This window comes from Methylobacterium sp. E-025 (assembly GCF_022829705.1).
GTDB lineage: Bacteria > Pseudomonadota > Alphaproteobacteria > Rhizobiales > Beijerinckiaceae > Methylobacterium.
This window is the reverse complement of record NZ_JAKSYR010000146.1, coordinates 1-17,023: the sequence shown is the minus strand read 5'-3', so window position 1 is coordinate 17,023 and position 17,023 is coordinate 1. Positions and strand designations below refer to the sequence as shown.

13 protein-coding genes are annotated in these 17,023 nt (G+C 69.4%); 5 read left to right on the top strand and 8 right to left on the bottom strand.

The features are described from left to right. Positions 1–327: 327 nt before the first annotated feature. From typA to MKK64_RS21915, 4 genes are all read right to left on the bottom strand, one after another. On the bottom strand, positions 328–2,160 hold the full coding sequence (typA, locus tag MKK64_RS21930; protein WP_147728668.1) for a translational GTPase TypA: 1,833 nt from the start codon (positions 2,158–2,160) through the stop codon (positions 328–330). Between the two features lie 155 nt (positions 2,161–2,315). Continuing rightward, positions 2,316–2,663 carry a DUF3325 domain-containing protein gene (locus MKK64_RS21925; RefSeq protein WP_243937304.1) on the bottom strand — a complete coding sequence of 116 codons (348 nt, stop codon included), beginning with the start codon at positions 2,661–2,663 and terminating at the stop codon, positions 2,316–2,318. Continuing rightward, the gene (locus MKK64_RS21920) at positions 2,660–4,198 is read right to left on the bottom strand and encodes a PepSY-associated TM helix domain-containing protein (protein WP_243937302.1); all 1,539 of its coding nucleotides are present in this window, start codon (positions 4,196–4,198) and stop codon (positions 2,660–2,662) included. The genes MKK64_RS21925 and MKK64_RS21920 overlap by 4 nt, the downstream gene beginning before the upstream one ends. Further along, complete coding sequence (locus MKK64_RS21915; protein WP_243937300.1) at positions 4,195–4,512, bottom strand: iron transporter; 318 nt, start codon at positions 4,510–4,512, stop codon at positions 4,195–4,197. The genes MKK64_RS21920 and MKK64_RS21915 overlap by 4 nt, the downstream gene beginning before the upstream one ends. Before the next feature lie 270 nt (positions 4,513–4,782). On the opposite strand from MKK64_RS21915, the gene minC (MKK64_RS21910) reads away from it, so the two are divergent. The 5 genes from minC (MKK64_RS21910) (at position 4,783) to MKK64_RS21890 (ending at position 8,218) form a co-directional block, all read left to right on the top strand. Further along, entirely contained in the window at positions 4,783–5,526 is a 744-nt protein-coding gene (gene minC / locus MKK64_RS21910) for a septum site-determining protein MinC (RefSeq protein ID WP_243937298.1), read from the top strand. 314 nt (positions 5,527–5,840) lie between these two features. Then, positions 5,841–6,458: a septum site-determining protein MinC gene (minC, locus tag MKK64_RS21905; protein ID WP_147726438.1), complete on the top strand. Its 618-nt coding sequence runs from the start codon at positions 5,841–5,843 to the stop codon at positions 6,456–6,458. Positions 6,459–6,511: 53 nt separating this feature from the next. Continuing rightward, positions 6,512–7,327 (top strand): septum site-determining protein MinD, encoded by an 816-nt coding sequence (minD, locus tag MKK64_RS21900; protein ID WP_147726435.1) that lies wholly within the window; start codon positions 6,512–6,514, stop codon positions 7,325–7,327. Then, entirely contained in the window at positions 7,324–7,650 is a 327-nt protein-coding gene (gene minE / locus MKK64_RS21895) for a cell division topological specificity factor MinE (RefSeq protein ID WP_147726434.1), read from the top strand. The genes minD and minE overlap by 4 nt, the downstream gene beginning before the upstream one ends. Before the next feature lie 166 nt (positions 7,651–7,816). After that, positions 7,817–8,218, top strand: a complete 402-nt coding sequence (locus MKK64_RS21890) for a PRC-barrel domain-containing protein (RefSeq protein ID WP_147726433.1) — start codon at positions 7,817–7,819, stop codon at positions 8,216–8,218. Between the two features lie 65 nt (positions 8,219–8,283). On the opposite strand, the gene MKK64_RS21885 is transcribed toward MKK64_RS21890, so the two are convergent. The 4 genes from MKK64_RS21885 to MKK64_RS21870 form a co-directional block, all read right to left on the bottom strand. Next, positions 8,284–9,156, bottom strand: coding sequence for an alpha/beta fold hydrolase (locus tag MKK64_RS21885; protein WP_243937296.1), 873 nt, complete (start codon positions 9,154–9,156; stop codon positions 8,284–8,286). Between the two features lie 67 nt (positions 9,157–9,223). Beyond that, on the bottom strand, positions 9,224–11,512 hold the full coding sequence (glgB, locus tag MKK64_RS21880; protein ID WP_243937294.1) for a 1,4-alpha-glucan branching protein GlgB: 2,289 nt from the start codon (positions 11,510–11,512) through the stop codon (positions 9,224–9,226). A 117-nt stretch (positions 11,513–11,629) separates the two neighbouring features. Further along, positions 11,630–14,893: a maltose alpha-D-glucosyltransferase gene (treS, locus tag MKK64_RS21875; protein WP_147726430.1), complete on the bottom strand. Its 3,264-nt coding sequence runs from the start codon at positions 14,891–14,893 to the stop codon at positions 11,630–11,632. A gap of 159 nt (positions 14,894–15,052) precedes the next feature. Beyond that, positions 15,053–17,023, bottom strand: a 1,971-nt coding sequence (locus MKK64_RS21870) for an alpha-1,4-glucan--maltose-1-phosphate maltosyltransferase (protein WP_243937286.1), incomplete at its 5' end; no start/stop codon positions are given.

Genomic DNA, 17,023 nt, shown 5'->3' with positions numbered 1-17,023 from the left:
CTGACAAGGCTACCGAGCCGGGCGGCGGGTGAGCCTCGCTGCCGGAGACCTCCGTCCTGTCGGGGGCCTTCGCTCCTTCGTCGCGGCAGCCGCGCCTTGCCTCCCCCATCTGCGGGGGAGGGTGGGCCCCGCGTGCGCGAGGGTCGGGAGAGGGGAGCGACCTCTCCGGACAGCGCGCTCCCCTCTCCCGACCCGCTTCGGGGGCCACCCTCCCCCGCAGAGGGGGGAGGGAGCTGCCCCTATTTCGATAGCGTCACGATATCGACCCAACGAAAAAGGGCCGGGCGATCGCCGCCCGGCCCTTCGTATTCCGATCTCCAGCGATCCTCAGCTCGCGCTGCTCGCCGCTCCGCCCGAGCGCTCGAAGCGCTTGCGATCGTTCGGATCGAGGTGGGTCTTGCGCAGGCGGATCGACTTCGGGGTGACTTCCATCAGCTCGTCGTCCTGAATCCAGGCGAGCGACTTCTCCAGCGTCATCCGGATCGGCGGGGTCAGGCGCACGGCCTCGTCCTTCGAGGTGGTGCGGATGTTGGTGAGCTTCTTGCCCTTGAGCACGTTCACCTCAAGGTCGTTCTCGCGGTTGTGCTCGCCGATGATCATGCCCTGGTAGACCTTGGCGCCGGGCTCGATCATCATCGGGCCGCGGTCCTCGAGGTTCCACATGGCGTAGGCCACGGCCTCGCCCTTGTCGTTCGAGATCAGCACGCCGTTGCGGCGGCCGGCGATCTCGCCTTTGAAGGGCTCGTAGGCCTTGAACAGGCGGTTCATGATCGCCGTGCCGCGCGTGTCGGTCATCAGCTCGCTCTGGTAGCCGATGAGGCCGCGGGTCGGAGCGTGGAAGACGAGGCGCAGGCGATCGCCGCCCGACGGACGCATCTCGATCATCTCGGCCTTGCGCTCGGACATCTTCTGCACGACGACGCCCGAGTACTCCTCGTCGACGTCGACCACCACCTCCTCGATCGGCTCGAGGATGCCGCCGTCCTCGTCCTTCGAGAGCACGACGCGGGGACGCGACACGGCGATCTCGAAGCCCTCGCGGCGCATGGTCTCGATCAGGATCGCCAGCTGCAGCTCGCCGCGACCGGAGACGAAGAAGCTGTCCTTGTCGGCGGCCTCCTCGATCTTCAGCGTGACGTTGCCCTCGCCCTCCTTGAACAGGCGGTCGCGGATCATGCGGCTGGTGACCTTGTCGCCCTCGGTGCCGGCGAGCGGCGAATCGTTGACGATGAAGGACATGGTGACGGTCGGCGGATCGATCGGCTGGGCCTGGATCGGAGTCTCGACCTGCGGGTCGCAGAACGTGTCGGCGACGGTGCCCTTCACGAGGCCGGCGATGGAGACGATGTCGCCCGCCTCGCCGACGTCGATCGGCGCCCGCTCGAGGCCGCGGAAGGCGAGGATCTTCGAGACGCGGCCGGTCTCCACGAGCTTGCCCTCGCGGTCCATCACCTTGATCGCCTGGTTCGGCTTCACGGTGCCGGAGGCGATGCGGCCGGTGATGATGCGGCCGAGGAACGGGTTGGCCTCGAGCAGGGTGCCGAGCATCCGGAACGGGCCTTCCTCGACGCGGGCCTGCGGCACGTGCTCGAGCACGAGATCGAACAGCGGCGCGAGCCCTTCGCTCTGGTCGCCGTCCGGCGTCGTGGCCATCCAGCCGGCGCGGCCGGACCCGTAGAGGATCGGGAAGTCGAGCTGGTCGTCGGTGGCGTCGAGCGCCGCGAACAGGTCGAACACCTCGTTCACCACCTCGGTGATGCGGGCGTCGGGACGATCGACCTTGTTGATCGCCACGATCGGGCGCAGGCCGATCTTGAGGGCCTTGCCGACCACGAACTTGGTCTGCGGCATCGGGCCTTCGGCCGCGTCCACCAGCACGATCACGCCGTCGACCATCGACAGGATGCGCTCGACCTCGCCGCCGAAGTCGGCGTGGCCGGGGGTGTCGACGATGTTGACGCGGGTATCCTTCCAGACGACCGAGGTCGCCTTGGCCAGGATGGTGATGCCGCGCTCCTTCTCGAGGTCGTTCGAGTCCATCGCCCGTTCCTCGACCCGCTGGTTGTCGCGGAAGGAGCCGGACTGCGACAGCAGCTTGTCGACGAGCGTCGTCTTGCCGTGGTCGACGTGGGCGATGATGGCGATGTTGCGCAGCTTCATGGTGTTTCCGAAGCGAGTAGAACCCGCCACGGGACGGACCGCGATTGCAGTCGGCCACGCCGGGTCGAGAACGGGTTCGAGCTATTGCGCCGCAATATAAGGAGTCGGCCTCGGCGGCAAGGGGGCAGCGGTTCTGCGGTGATCGCGAGCCCTCCTCAACCGTTCAGGGCGAGCGGCAGCGCCACGAGCGCGATCGGTAGCGCCAGCAACGCCGCCGGGCGGAGCCAGCCCGGGCGGTAGGACAGGAAGGCGACCACGAGCAGCGCCGCGCCGGTCAGGGCGCCGATCCATTGCACCGGACCGAAGTTCCAGCCTTCCAGCGCCACCGCCGCCACGAAGGAGAGGCCGATGCCGGCCCAGCCGGCGATGCGCAGGGTCCGGGCGCGGGCCGCGCCGGGACGCACCAGGAAGGCGTCGCGATGGTGACGGTCGAGGCTGAGCGCCAGCGCCGACAGTCCGGCGAAGCACAGGGCGAGGTTGAGGCCGACGACGATGGCGGTCACGCGCGCAGGGCCTCCCCGCCCGTGATGCCGGCGTCCGCCCGGAGCGCCGGCCGGAGCCGCGCCTGCCCCGCCTTCCGCGCGGCGAGCCCGAGGAGGATGCCGAGGGCGATCATCGCGGCGTCGAAGCCGAGGAAGCGCGTCTCGCCGGCGAGCGGATGCAGGCCGGTGGTGAGCGCGCCGACGACCGGCACCGCCAGGAACAGGCCTCCGACCAGCCCGAGGCCTTCGCGCCAGACCGATCCGGCCGGGCGGAGGGCGCCGGCGACCGCCACCAGCGCCCAGGCGCCGAAGAACGTTCCGACCTCCCAATCCGCGCGGGCGGCAAGGTCGAGCGGCAGCAGGCGGTTGGCCAGGAAGTAGGCGGCGATTCCGGCGGGCAAGCCGACGATGGTCCCGACGTTGAGCGTCCGCACCAGCCGCAGGCCGAAGCCTTCCGCCTCCGCCCCCTGCGGCGCCCGCGCCACGGCCCACAGCACGAGCCCGGTGGCGACGGTGGCGGCGCCCATCACCCCGCACAGGAAGAACAGCACGCGCAGGGCCGCGCCGGCGAAGTGCCCCTCGTGCAGCCCGAGCATGACGGTCGAGGTCTTGGCCGCGGCGCGGGTCGCGCCGTTGCTGCCGAGCATCGCCCCGGTCGCGCCGTCGAACGCGATCTGCGGATGCTCGTGGGCAAGCCCGTGCGGCTCCTCGAAGACCGCAAGCACGGAGGGTGTCGCGTCGGCAGGGTTGAGGACGGAGACCCCTTCCGGCGCCTCACCCCTGGCGGCGATGCCCTGCGCGACCATGCCGGAGAGCGGCGCCAGGGTGCCGGTCTTCCCGGACGGGGCGCGGAGCTCCGGCATCAGCCCGCTGTCGACGTAGAAGCGCATCTCGTCGCCCTTGTAGGCGGAGACGACGCCCCACGGCATGTACATCGGCGCGAGGGTGACGAGGCCGGTATAGGTGATCATTAGGTGGAACGGCAGCGCGAGCACGCCGAACACGTTGTGCGCATCGAGCCAGCCGCGCTGCGAACGACGCCGCCGGAAGGTGAAGAAGTCGGCGAAGATCCTGCGGTGGGTGACGATGCCCGAGACCAGCGCCACCAGCATCACCAGCGCGCAGGTGCCGACGATCCAGCGGCCCCAGAGCGGCGGCATGCCGAGCTCGAAATGGAAGCGGTAGAGGAAGTCGCCGCCGCGTGTGTCGCGGGCCTTGGTCGGCGTCCCGGTGGCGGGATCGAGCAGGGCCTGATGGAACGGGCCTTCCAGGCTCTTCCACCACATCACGCCGATCAGCGGCTTCTCGGGCTTCGGCAGCTCGATGTACCAGCCGGTGGCGTCGGGCATCGCCCTCTGCAGGTAGGCGGCGGCGAGGTCGGCGGAGCGGGCCGGGTCGCTCGCGGTCTCGGCGAGCTCCGGCCGCATCCACTGCGAGATCTCGGTCCGGTAGTAGCTCGCAGTGCCGGTGACGAAGACGCAAAACAGCACCCAGCCGACGACGAGGCCGGACCAGGCGTGCAGCCACGCCATCGATTGGCGAAAACCCTGCCTCATGCGGCACCGACCGCGGCGAAGCCGCCGGCGAGCCAGAGCCCGCCGCCGAGGACGGCCGCGAGCCCGGCGACCGTCAGGGCGGCACGGCCGAGCGTCGGCGCGGCGAAGACGTAGATCACCACGGCGACCATCACCGCGAAGCTCAGGAGGGTCGCCGTCGCGACCGCCTCGGAGCGGACGAGCGGCAGCGTCAACGACAGCAGGGCGGTCAGCAGCGCCGCCACCGCGTAGCCGCCGGCGACCGCGAGCACGATCCGCCCCACGACCGCGAGGCGGTAGGCCGGACGGCGGCGTGCGTCCTTCTGCGGTGCCATCGGGCCGACTCCACGGGGCTTCACGCCCTCGAAGGGCGGCGTTCCGTGCCGGGGGTAGCAAGGCGCCCTGCGGCCACGCAACCGCTATGTTTCAGAACCATTCCAGTTCTCGCCCAACGGTTTAGCTGCCGTCGACGACGGGATTGCGGGGTGCGTCTCGAACGTGCGCGACCATCGGCGGGCGACAAGGGGCGTGGGCAAGCGCCCGGCAAGGATTGCTCCGCGGGCGCGCACGCCGCATGCAGGCAGGGTCCAGGCCCGACACGCGAGATGCCGACCCCCGTGACCCAGCCCAAGCCCGATGCGCCCCGTCCGCCGATCCGCTTCCGCGGCCGCTCGTTCATGGCGACCGTGCTCGCTCCGCTGCCCCCGATCGAGGATTGGCTCGCCGATCTCGACGCCCTGCGCCAGCGCGCACCCGCGTTCTTCGCCGGGCGCCCGGTGATCCTCGATCTCACCGGGCTCACGCTCGATCGCGACGACCTGACCGGTCTGGTGGCCGAGCTCTCGGCGCGCGCCATCGCGATCTACGGGATCGAGGGCGCGGCGCCCGCGCTGCTCGGGCCGGGCCTGCCGCCGGCGCTGGCGGGAGGGCGGCCGACCGGGGAGATCGAGATCCCCGAGGCCGAAGCCCCCTCCCCCGAGGCGGCCGTGCCGGCGCCGCCCGCGCAGGCTTCGGCCGTCTCGCTGATCCTCGACGCACCGGTGCGCTCGGGCCAGGCGGTTTTGCATCTCGAGGGCGACGTGACGGTGATGGGTGCCGTCGCCTCGGGCGCCGAGGTGATCGCCGGCGGCTCGATCCACGTCTACGGGGCCCTGCGCGGCCGTGCGATCGCCGGTGCCGCCGGCAACCCGAACGCGCGGATCTGGTGCCGCAAGTTCGAGCCCGAGCTGATCGCGATCGACGGCCTGTACAAGGCCGCCGACGACCTCGATCCGAGCTTCACCGGCCAGGGCGTCGAGGTGCGGCTCGTCGAGGACGCGATCCGCCTGGCGCTGCTGGAGCGCGGCTGAGCCGACATCACAGGATCCGGGCATGAGATTGCGACAGGATCCTCATCCTTAACCGTTCGGTAACCATATCCGCCGTCAATGATCCGGTAAGGAATCGTTGACCCGTGAAAACACAGATCGTTCCGGACCCCGACCGTCCCGTTCCGGCACAGCCCGAGAAAGCCGTTTCCCTGGAGACGGTTGCTGCGCCCGCCGGCACCGAATCGTCCGCGCCCGAGCCGGCTACGGCAGCCTCGGACCCGGCAAAACCTGCCGCCCCGGCGAAGCCCGCCGCCCGACGCGCCCTCGCCTTCCGAGGGCGTGCGTTCAAGGCGATGGCGCTGAAGCCCGAGCCGCCGCTCGCCGACTGGCTGGCGGACCTCGACGCGGCGCTCAAGCGCTCGCCGACCCTGTTCGACGGGCGCGCGATCATCCTCGATCTCGGCGCCCTGCGCCCGGACCACGACGCGCTGCAGGCGCTGGTGGCCGACCTCGTCGGACGACGCGTCCGCATCCTCGGCTTCGAGGGCGTGGAGACGATCGCACCCGGCCTGCCGCCGCTGCTCGTCGGCGGGCGTCCGGCGACCAATTTGGATCTGCCGAAGGTGCCGGACGAGCCGGTCTCCACCTCGATCACCATCGAGGGCTCGGTCCGCTCCGGGCAGACGGTGGTGCATCCCACCGGGGACGTCACGGTGATGGGCTCGGTCTCGTCCGGGGCGGAGATCCTCGCGGGCGGCTCCATCCACATCTACGGCGCGCTGCGCGGCCGGGCGATCGCGGGCGCCGCCCGCAACCCGCGGGCCCGCATCTACTGCCGCAAGTTCCAGCCCGAGCTGCTCGGGATCGATCGCCTCGTCCGCACGGCCGAGGACATCGGAACGCAGCTGCAGGGCAAACCCGTACAGATCTGGCTCGACGGCGGCGCGATCCGCATGGCCGGCCTGGACTGACTTTCGAACTTTCAGAACTCGATCCGATCACCGCAGATCAAGGAGCGACACGCGTGGCAAAGGTTTTGGTCGTCACATCGGGCAAGGGCGGCGTCGGCAAGACGACGACAACGGCGGCACTCGGCGCCGCGATCGCGCAGGGCGGGCAGAGCGTCTGCGTCGTCGATTTCGACGTCGGCCTGCGCAACCTCGACCTCGTCATGGGTGCCGAGCGCCGGGTCGTCTACGACCTCATCAACGTGGTCAACGGCGATGCCAAGCTCAACCAGGCGGTGATCCGCGACAAGCGGCTCGAGACCCTGCACCTGCTGCCGGCCTCGCAGACCCGCGACAAGGACGCGCTCACCGACGAGGGCGTCGCCCGCGTCATGGAAGAGCTTCGCGAGAAGTTCGACTGGGTGATCTGCGATTCGCCCGCCGGCATCGAGCGGGGCGCCCAGCTCGCCATGCGCCACGCCGACGTCGCGGTGGTGGTGACCAACCCGGAAGTCTCGTCGGTGCGCGACTCCGACCGCATCATCGGCCTGCTCGACTCCAAGACGATCAAGGCCGAGCGCGGCGAGAACATGGACAAGCACCTGATCCTGACCCGCTACGACCCCGCCCGGGCCGACCGCGGCGACATGCTCAAGGTCGAGGACGTGCTCGAGATCCTCTCGATCCCGCTCCTGGCGATCATCCCCGAGAGCCAGGAAGTGCTGCGCGCCTCGAACGTCGGCTGCCCGGTGACGCTGAACAACCCGCACTGCGCGCCGGCCCGTGCCTATTCCGACGCGGTGCGCCGGCTCAAGGGCGAAGAGCTGCCGATGACCATGCCGACGGACCGCAAGTCCTTCCTCGACAAGCTGTTCCTGCGGAGGGCCGCATGACCCTCCTCGGTCTCTTCAACAAACGCGCATCCGGCTCCGTCGCCCGCGAGCGCCTGCAACTGATCCTCGCCCACGAGCGCTCCGAGACCGGCCAGCCCGACCTCGTGATCACGCTGCGCGAGGAGATCCTGGCGGTCATCGCCAAGCACGTCTCGGTCGAGCGCGACAAGGTCAAGATCACGCTCGAACGCGGCGAGGGCGTCTCGACGCTCGGGCTCGACATCGAGCTGCCGCTGATAGCCTCGAAGACGCGGACCGAGGCGAAGCCCGAGAAGGCGGCCCTGGAGAAGGCAGCGCCGGAGAAGCGCAAGCAAGCGGCCTGAATGGCTGCTCGGCCCGACTGGCCAGCCCGCGGATCCCAGCGATCCGCGGGCTTTTTCCGTTCGGCCCCGGGACATCGGAACAGGCGCGATCACCCACGAATCGGTGACGGAACGATCGCGGCCGCGCAGCATTCCTAGCCACCCCATTCGGGTTGTGGAGATAGCAATGCGTCGTCTGATCCTGGCATCCATGGTTGCCCTCACCGTTTCCGGCACGGCGTTCGCCGCCGAGAAGCAGACCACCCCGACCACGGCCGCGAAGTTCGTCCCTGTCCCGCAGGACGCGGTGCTGAGCTACAACCTGATCGGTCTGAACGTGATGGACGGCTCGAACAACAACGTCGGCGAGATCAAGGATCTCGCGATCGAGAACGGCAAGCTCAGCAGCTACATCCTCTCGGTCGGCGGCTTCCTCGGCATGGGCGAGCGCTACGTCTCGGTCGAGCCGTCTTCCGTGGCGCTCGGCTACGATGAGGGCGCGAAGAAGTGGAAGGCGATCATCGGCGCCACCAAGGACCAGCTCAAGGCGGCGCCCGAGTTCAAGTACGACGGCAAGTTCAAGCGCTAAACCTCAGCCTCGCGACGTTTCGCAGGCGCGTGGAAGCCCGCGGATCGAAGGATCCGCGGGCTTCCTCATGTTTCGATCTTCCCGTCGGCCAGAAAGGCGATCAGCGACGCGTTCACCGCCTCCGCCGCGTCGTGCTGGACCCAGTGGGTCGCCTCGGGAAACCATGCGATGCGGCCCGCATCGCAGAGCGCGAGGCTCGCCTCGGCGAGGCCGGATTTGAGCGCGTGATCGCGCCGCCCCCACAGGATCAGGGTCGGCATCGTGATCCGCGGCGCGGTGCCGGGCCGCTGAAGGCGTAGCGCCCGGTACCAGTTCAGCATCGCCGTCATCGCTCCGGGCCGGGCCCAGGCATCGGCGTAGCGATCCAGGTCCGCCGCGGTGAAGCTGCCCTTCCGCCCGGTCTTCGCCAGCGCCTGGCGCAGCACCGCACCGTCGTTCGCGGTCAGGCGCGTTTCGGGCAGGCGCGGGATCTGAAAGAAGCCGACATAGAGGCTGCGCAGCATCTGCGTCGGATGCCGCCGGACGTAGGGGCCGAAGACCGCCGGATGCGGCGCGTTGAGGATCGCCAGCCGCGCGATCCGCTCGGAATGGAACGAGGCCGTCCACCACGCGACGAGGCCGCCCCAATCGTGGCCGACGAGCCGGAACGTCGCGAAGCCGTAATGGTTGGCCAGCTCGATCACGTCGGCGGCGAGCCGGTCGAGATGGTAGGCGGCGAGGCCCTCGGGCTTGTCGCTGAGATTGTACCCGCGCTGGTCGGGCAGGACGAGGCGCAGGCCCGCCTCCGTCAGGGGGCCGATCTGGCGGCGCCAGCCGTACCAGAACTCGGGGAAGCCGTGCAGGACGATCGTCGGGAGCCCGTTCGCCGGACCGGCTTCCGCGACGTGCAGGCGGATGCTCGGCAGGGCGACCGACGACGTCCGGACCGATTCGAGCAAGGCGACCTCCCCTCGTCGCGCGTCGCGGGCGGCGGGACCCCTCGGCACCGCCGCCCCAGCGATGCCCTCAGCCTTCGCGAACGAAGATCATGGTCGAGAGCGGCGGGAGGGTCAGGCTCAGGGAATGACCCTGGCCGTGGCTCTCCGCCACGTCGGCCTCGCGGCCGCCCATGTTGCCCATGTTCGAGCCGCCGTAGATGCCGGCATCCGAGTTGAACGCCTCGCGATAGAAGCCGCCCGCCGGGACGCCGATGCGGTAGTTCTCGCGCGGCACGGGCGTGAAGTTCGAGACGACGATGGCGATCTCGCCCGCCTCGCGGCCCTTGCGGGCCCAGGCGATCACGCTGTTGTCCTGGTCGTCGGCCACCAGCCACTGGAAGCCCGCCGCCTCGGTGTCGCGGCTGTGCAATGCGGGCGTCGAGACGTAGAGCCGGTTCAGGTCGCGAATCACGTCCTTGACGCCGGCATGGGCGGGGTCGTCGAGCAGGTGCCAGTCGAGCGACTGGTTGTGGTTCCACTCGCGCTCCTGGCCGAACTCGCCGCCCATGAAGAGCAGCTTCTTGCCGGGATGCCCCCACATGAACCCGAAATAGGCGCGCAGGTTGGCGAACTTCTGCCAGCGGTCGCCGGGCATCTTGCCGAGCAGGGAGCCTTTCCCGTGCACCACCTCGTCGTGGGACAGCGGCAGGATGAAGTTCTCGGAGAAGGCGTAGAGCAGCCCGAAGGTCAGGTCGTGGTGGTGGTAGCGGCGGTGGATCGGGTCCGTCGAGACGAAGTTCAGGGTGTCGTGCATCCACCCCATGTTCCACTTGAAGCCGAAGCCGAGCCCGCCGGTGTAGGTCGGGTGCGAGACGCCGGGCCAGGAGGTGGATTCCTCGGCGACCGTGATCGTGCCGGGGGCGTGCGCGTAGGTCGCCTCGTTGGTCTTGCGCAGGAAGTTGATCGCGTCGAGGTTCTCGTTGCCGCCGTACTGGTTCGGGATCCACTCGCCCTGGCGGCGCGAGTAGTCGAGGTAGAGCATCGAAGCGACGGCATCCACGCGCAGGCCGTCGAGGTGGTAGTGCTCGAGCCAGAACCGGGCATTGGCGGCAAGGAACGTCGCGACCTCGGCCCGGCCGAAATTGTAGATGTAGGTGCCCCAATCCTGGTGGAAGCCCTGGCGCGGGTCGGCATGCTCGTAGAGGTGCGTGCCGTCGAACTGGCCGAGGCCGTGCGCGTCGAGCGGGAAGTGGCCGGGCACCCAGTCGAGCATCACGCCGATGCCGGCCTCGTGCGCCGCGTTCACGAAGGCCGCGAAGTCGTCGGGCGTGCCGTGCCGGCTCGTCGGCGCGAACAGCGAGACCGGCTGGTAGCCCCAGGAACCGTCGAACGGGAACTCGGTGATCGGCAGCATCTCGATATGGGTGAAGCCCATCTCCTTGACGTACGGGATCAGGCGCTCGCCCATCTCCTTGTAGGTCAGGTAGCGGTTGCCCTCGTCGGGCACGCGCGCCCACGAGCCGAGATGCACCTCATAGATCGAGATCGGGGCGTGGCGCGGGTCCTTGTCGCCGCGGGTCGCCATCCACTGCTTGTCGTGCCAGGCGGGCTCGCTGGTGCCCTGCAGCACGGAGGCCGTCTCCGGCGGGTGCTGCGCGGCGAAGGCGACCGGGTCGGCCTTCAGCGGCAGCAGCGCGCCGTCCGGGCCGCGGATCTCGAACTTGTAGTGCTGACCGGCCTTGAGGGCGGGCACGAACAGCTCCCACAGGCCGCCGTTCTGCCACAGGCGCATCGGATGGCGGCGGCCGTCCCACTCGTTGAAGTCGCCGACGACGCTGACGCGCCGGGCGTTCGGCGCCCACACCGCGAAGCGGAAGCCGTCGATGCCATCAAGGCAGCCGAGCTGCGCGCCGAGGATCTTGTAGACGAGGTTGGTCCCGACCTCGCGCAGGGTGTCGACGTCGTGCTGCTCCAGCGACGAGCCGAAGCCGTAGGGGTCGTGACGGCGGCGCTTGGCCCCGTCCCAGGTCTCGACCTCGATCTCGTAGAGCGGCCGGCCCTGGCTCTCGACCTTGGCGACCCAGAACCCGTCCGGGTGGCGCCGCTCGAACGGCACCGCCTCGCCGCCGACGATGAGCGCGGCGGACTTCGCCTCCGGCAGCACGGCGCGGACCTCCCAGGCTCCGGGCCCGACCTGATGCGGGCCGAGCACGCTGAACGCGTCGCCGTGGTTGGCCGCCATCACCGCCGCGATCGCATCGGGATGCACGCTGTGCGTCGTGCCCGCCTGCGCGGAGCCGGACGGGGCGACATTCGAGACCGGGTTCGTGTCCGACGGATCGGTGCGGGTCGCGAAGGTCTGGTCGATGGCCGTCATTCAGGTGCCTCTCTCGGGTGACCGAAGCGGCGTCCGAGAAGGTCGGACGGCTTCAGGTCGGTCAGTCTCCGCGCGCGCCGACGAAGCCGTTCTTGCCCCGTCGGCACGCGCATGGGATCAGGACGCCTTGGCGTCCTCCAGAATGGTCAGAACCCCACGGGCGGGGATTTCGATCCAGTCGGGGCGGTTGTTGGCCTCGTAATCGACCTCGTAGAGCGCCTTGGTCAGCAGGCAGAGGCGAAGCAGCCGGCCATGCGTCTCGGGGTCGGTCACGGCGGCGCGGCTTTCCGAGACCGCGGTCTCGTAGCCCTTCAGGAACGCCGCATCGATCATGCCACGCCACGCGAAGGCGGCGGTGCGCGCCCGATCCTCCGAATCCGCGAAGCGGCCGGCGATCTCGCGGGTCACCGTCTCGGCGCCGTAGGCGAACGAGCGCAGCATGCCCGCCACGTCGCGCAGCGGCGTCGACTTCGCCCGGCGCTCGTCGGCCGGACGCGAGGGCTCGCCCTCGAAGTCGACTAGCACCAGGTCGCCGCTCGACACCAGCACCTGCCCGAGATGGTAGTCGCCGTGGATCCGCGTCTTGAACGCGCCCTTCGGCGGGTCGCGGGTCAGCGACGCGATCAGGGCGTCGACCTCGCCACGACGCCCGGCGAGCGCGACGCTCGAAGGGCGGCCCGCATCGAGCCCGCGCTCGGCGATCGCCTTCAGGCCGCGGAAGGCCCGATCGGCCTGGTGCCGGGCATCGGCGCCGAGCACCGCCAGGTCGTCGGCGGTGAAGGGCTCCGCCGCGAAGGCCGCGTCGCCGGTCTCGATCGCGAAGGCGTTGTGCATCTCGGCGGTCCGCCGCCCGAGCAGGTCGGCCCAGCGCAGGTGATCGTGGAACGCCTCCGCCGGCGTCGGCGCCTCGCTCTCGGGGGCCAGCACCACGGTCTCGAAATCGCGGCGCAGGCCTTCGAGCATCACCGTCCAGGCGTCGCCCTGGTTGAGGACGAAGCTCTGCAGCACGGCGAGCGCCGTGCGCGTGCCGTCCTCGGCGACGTGCTCGAGGGTGCCGAGCAGCGCCGGCGTGTTCGGGAACTTGGCCTCCTCGGTGAGGAAGCGCCCGACCTCGACTTCCGGGTGCGTGCCCGGCTGCAGGCGGCGCAGCAGCTTGAGCATCATCTTCGCGCCGATGGCGATCGAGGTGTTGCTCTGCTCCGCCGAGAGCCGGCGGACGTCGCTCGCCTCGAACGGCACGCTGTGGTCGAAGGCCGAGGTCGAGGAGAACACGAGCTTGCCGCCCTCGGTCGGGATCTCGCGGCCGTCGCGCATCCCCTCGGCGAGGCAGATCGCGAAGTCCGGCGAGGCCGCCGCGCCGTAGAGCAGGCCGGTGCGCGGGCCGCGGCGCACGCGCGCCACGGCGAATTCGAGCAGGGTCTCGTCCTCGCGCCCCTCGTCGACGCCGACGGGGACGAAGTATTGCTGGCGCTCGCCGTTGGAGAGCTGGACGTCGAGGCGCGGCAGCAGGAAGCGGGCTTCGCCGCCGGCCTCCTTCACGGTCGCGCAGTCGACGACCTGCACGCTCTTGATCCGCGAGCCCTTGGCACCGAACCAGCGCCGGCTGGCGATGAAGGGCGGGATCACCGTGCGCTCGAAGGCGAGGCGCTCGCGACCGGCCATCAGGCTCTCGATGCCGCCGGTGAGCACCAGCGTGAACAGCTCGGGCGCCTCCTTCATCGGCCCGATCGTGCCGGTGTTCGCCGACGACAGCGAGAACCAGTAGAAGCCGTAGGATGGCAGGGTGAGCAGGTAGGGCAGCTCGCCGATCGGCGGGAACTCGGTTCCGCCGGTGAGCTCGATCGGCACGGCGCTGCGCAGCTCGGACAGGTCGAGCTGCACCGCCTGCGGCGCCCGCGACAGGTTGGCGACGCAGAGCACGCGCTCGCCCTCGAACTCGCGGATCCAGGCGAGCACCTTGCGGTTCGACGGATACAGGAACTGCATCGAGCCGCGGCCCAACGCGGTGCTGTTGTTGCGAATGGCGATCATCCGCCGCGTCCAGTTGAGCAGGCTGGTCTGCGACTGCGTCTGCGCCTCGACGTTGAGGGCGTCGAAGCCGTAGATCGGGTCCTGGATCGCCGGCAGGAACAACCGCTGCGGGTTGGCCCGCGAGAAGCCGCCGTTGCGATCGGGCGACCATTGCATCGGCGTGCGCACGCCGTCGCGATCGCCGAGGTAGATGTTGTCGCCCATGCCGATCTCGTCGCCGTAGTACAGCACCGGCGTGCCGGGCATCGACAGCACGAGGGACTTCATCAGCTCGATCTTGCGCCGGTCGTTCTCGAGCAGCGGCGCGAGCCGGCGGCGGATGCCGAGGTTGATGCGGGCGCGGCGCTCGGCGGCGTAGAACGACCACAGGTAGTCGCGCTCCTCCGCCGTCACCATCTCGAGCGTCAGCTCGTCGTGGTTGCGCAGGAAGATCGCCCACTGGCACCCTTCCGGGATCTCGGGCGTCTGGCGCATGATGTCGGTGATCGGGTGCCGGTCCTCGCGGGCGATCGCCATGTACATGCGCGGCATCAGCGGGAAGTGGAACGCCATGTGGCATTCGTCGCCGTCACCGAAATACTGCGCGGTCTCCTCCGGCCACTGGTTGGCTTCCGCCAGCAGCATCCGGTCGGGATAGCTCGCATCCAGCGCCGCGCGGATCGCCTTGATGACCGTGTGGGTCTCGGGCAGGTTCTCGCAGTTCGTGCCGTCCCGCTCGATCAGGTACGGGATCGCGTCGAGGCGCAGGCCGTCGACGCCCATGTCGAGCCAGTAGCGCATCGTCTCGATGACCGCTTCCAGCACCTTCGGGTTGTCGAAGTTCAGGTCGGGCTGGTGGCTGTAGAAGCGGTGCCAGAAATACTGCTTGGCGACCGGGTCCCAGGTCCAGTTCGAGGTCTCGGTGTCGAGGAAGATGATCCGCGTATCCGAATACGGCGTGTCGGTGTCCGACCACACGTAGAAGTCGCGCTCGGGCGATCCGGCCGGCGCCTCGCGGGCGCGCTGGAACCACGGATGCTGGTCCGAGGTGTGGTTGATGACCAGCTCGGTGATCACCCGCAGGCCGCGCTCGTGCGCGGCGTCCACGAAGCGCCGGAAGTCGGCCATCGTCCCGTAGGACGGGTTGACCTCCTCGTAGTCGGCGATGTCGTAGCCGTCGTCGCGCAGCGGGGACGGATAGAACGGCATCAGCCAGATGGCGGTGACGCCGAGGTCTCGGACATAATCCAGCCGCTGGGTAAGGCCCTCGAAATCCCCGATACCGTCGTTGTTCGAGTCGAAGAACGACTTGACGTGGATCTGGTAGATGATGGCGTCACGGTACCATTGCGGATCGCTGCGATCGATCATCGCGTCGTTGCCTCGCACGTCGGATTCAGGGGCGTTCGTGCCGGTCCCGCGCGAGGATGATCGTCGCGTGATCGGTGTGCGGCTGTAGAACCGCAGAATGGTGGCGACAGCGCGACCGACCGGGCCGATCGCGCTGGATTTCTGTTCACACGGGCAGCCTCAGCCCGCAACCCGCTTCGGACGGCTGAGCCGCCAGATGATGCACGAGCGCTCGACGGGATCGAGGGCGATGCGGTGCGACTTGCCGCGCAGCTCGAACGTGTAGCCGTCGAGCAGGTCCTCGACGGCGACCGCCCCGTCGTCGCCCTCGCCGAGCAGCCAGAGCGGCACCTCGTAGGTGCATTCCTGGCGGTTCTTGGGATCGAGGTTGACCATCACGAACACGCAGTTGTCGCGGTCGGGCGTCGTCTTGGCGTAGGCGATGATGCTGTCGTTGTAGGCCGCCGTGAACACGACGTTGCGGAAATCCCAGAGCGCGGGGTTCTCGCGACGGATGTGGTTGAGCTTGATGATGTGCTCGCGGATGTTGCCGGGCCGGTCGTAGTCCCAGGCCTTCAGCTCGTACTTCTCGGAGTTGAGGTACTCCTCCTTGCCGGGATAGGGCGCCGCCTCGCACATCTCGTAGCCGTTGTAGATGCCGTAGACCGACGACAGGGTCGCGGCCAGCGTCGCCCGCACGACGAAGCCGGCGCGGCCGCTCATCTGGAGGTAATGCGGGTTGATGTCGGGCGTGTTGGCGAAGAAGTTCGGCCGGTAGTACTCGCCCATCTCGCCCGCAAGCTCGGTCGCGTACTCGGTCAGCTCGGCCTTGGTGTTGCGCCAGGTGAAGTAGGTGTAGCTCTGCTGGTAACCGGCCTTGGCGAGCTTCTTCATCATCTTCGGCCGGGTGAAGGCTTCGGCGAGGAAGAGCGCGTCGGGATAGCGCCCGTTCACCTCCGCGATCACCCATTCCCAGAACGGGATCGGCTTGGTGTGCGGGTTGTCGACCCGGAAGATGCGCACGCCGCGGCTGCACCAGCCGAGCAGGATGTCGCGCAGCTCGATCCACAGCGACGGCAGCGCGCCGCCGTAGAAGTGCACGTTGGAGATGTCCTCGTACTTCTTCGGCGGGTTCTCGGCGAACTTCAGCGTCCCGTCCGGGCGCCACTCGAACCACTCGGGATGGTTCTTGATCCAAGGATGGTCGGGCGAGCACTGGATCGCGAAGTCGAGCGCCACCTCCATGCCGTGGGCGTGGCTCGCCGCGACCAGGCGCTCGAAGTCGGCCAGCGTTCCGAGTTCGGGATGGACCGCCTCGTGGCCGCCCTCCTCGGTGCCGACCGCGTAGACCGAGCCGACGTCGCCCGGCAGCGCCTTCAGGGTGTTGTTCTTGCCCTTGCGGTTGGTGCGCCCGACGGGGTGGATCGGCGTAAAGTACAGCACGTCGAAGCCGAGCTCGCGGATCTCCGGCAGGCGGCGGATCACGTCGTCGAAGGTGCCGTGGCGATTCACGTCCATCGACTGCGAGCGCGGGAAGATCTCGTACCAGGCCGAGAACCGGGCCGCGAGCCGATCGGCGATCACCTGCGCCGTCACGGGGTAGCGCGAGGCGTTCACCCGCTCCGCGTTGCGGCGGACGAGGCTCGCCGCGTCGGGCACGAGGATGCGGTCGAGCTGGGCGGCCGAGCCGGTCTCCTCGGCGCCGAGCGCGGCGACGAGCGCCTGCAACCGCTCCTTGTCGCGCCCCTCGGCGAGGTCCGCCGCGGTCTGGACCAGGGTGACGCCCTCGATCGTCTCGAGGCGGACGTCGACGCCGGCGTCGCGCTTCTTCAGCGTATCGCGCATCCAGGACGAGAATCCGTCGCGCCAGCCCTCGATGGTGAACTCGTAGCGGGCGTTCTTCTCGAGCGGGAATTGCCCGGCCCAGCGGTCGTTGTCGACGAAGACCATCGGGTCCCGGCGCCATTCGCTCGCGCCGACGACGCGCGACAGGATCGCCGCGTTCAGGATCTCGTGACCGTCCGAGAAGATGTCGGCCTCGATCCGCAGGTTCTCGCCGACGACGCGCTTGACCGGAGAGCGGCCGCCGTCGAGTTCCGGCGTCACCGCCTCGATCACGACGCGGCCGGTGCCGTCCGGCGTTCCGCGGCT